This window comes from Variovorax sp. P4_D9 (genome assembly GCF_056401695.1).
Map to the genome: position 1 here is coordinate 1 of NZ_JBFUIU010001428.1, position 1407 is coordinate 1407.

Genomic DNA, 1407 nt, shown 5'->3' on the forward strand with positions numbered 1-1407 from the left:
ACGAACTGGCGTCGATCCTGTTCCTCTGGCTGGCGATGCTCGGATCGATCGTCGCGTTCCAGCGTGGCGAACACATGCGCATGACGGCGATCGTCGGCAGGCTCGACTCGCGAAACCGGGCCTTCCTGGATCTGGTCGCCATCGCTGCGGCAATTGCCTTTCTCGCATTTGTCGTGCATCCAGCCTACGAGTTCGCGCAGGACGAGGTCTTCGTGACGACGCCGGCGATGGGCATCCCGAATTCGTGGCGGGCTTCAGCGCTTCCTGTCGGGCTGGGACTGATGCTGCTGGTCGGTCTGATGCAGATCTTCCGCCTCGGCCGAATGAAGGACGCCTTGCTGGCATTGGGCCTGGTTTCGCTCGTCATTGGAGCGATGGCCTTGGTGGGGCCGCTGTTCACGTCACTCGGAAACTGGAATCTGTTCCTGTTCTTCGTGCTCGGTGTCGGCGCCATGGTGTTGCTCGGCTTGCCGATCGCGTTCTCGTTCGGGCTGGCGACCTTTGGCTACATTGCGCTGACGACCACTACGCCCACGGTGGTCATCGTGGGCCGGATGGATGAAGGCATGAGCCATCTGATTCTGCTCGCCGTACCGCTGTTCGTCCTGCTCGGCTTGCTCATCGAGATGACCGGGATCGCACGCGCCATGGTCACCTTCCTGGCCAGCCTGCTGGGGCACGTCCGCGGCGGTCTCTCTTACGTGCTGATCGGCGCGATGTACCTTGTCTCGGGGATCTCGGGGTCCAAGGCTGCCGACATGGCGGCCGTGGCGCCGGCACTCTTCCCGGAGATGCGCAAGCGCGGCGCGAAACCCGGCGACCTGGTTGCCTTGCTTTCCGCTACGGGCGCTCAGACCGAGACGATCCCACCGTCACTGGTGTTGATCACGATCGGCTCCGCGACGGGCGTCTCGATCGCCGCTCTCTTCACCGGTGGCCTGCTGCCCGGGGTCGTGGTCGGGGTGACCTTGGCCGCACTCGTGTGGTGGCGCTATCGGGGCGAGGATTTGTCGGGCGTTCGGAAGGCGAGCGGGCGCGAGATCGCCAAGTCGTTCCTGATCTCCATTCCCGCTCTTGCGCTTCCCGTCGTCATCCGCGCAGCGGTGGTCGAGGGCGTCGCCACGGCGACCGAAGTATCCACCATCGGCATCGTCTACGCCGTGATCGCCGGACTTCTGATCTACCGGCAATTCGACTGGAAGCGGATCTACCCAATGCTGGTCAGCACCGCGTCGCTTTCCGGCTCGATCCTGTTCATCATCGGTGCCGCCACCGGGATGGCCTGGGCACTGACCCAGTCTGGATTCTCGACCGCACTGGCAGACGCGATGAAGGATTTGCCGGGCGGCGCAATCACCTTCATGGCGGTGTCGGTGGTCGCTTTCATCATCCTCGGCTCGGTACTCG

Annotated in this window: 1 protein-coding gene; it reads left to right on the forward strand. The window is 63.9% G+C overall.

Features of this window, described 5'->3' with window-relative positions; genetic code table 11:
- The coding region (locus tag AC1DY5_RS55660; RefSeq protein WP_478122711.1) for a TRAP transporter large permease subunit at positions 1 to 1407 on the forward strand (1407 nt) is incomplete at both ends.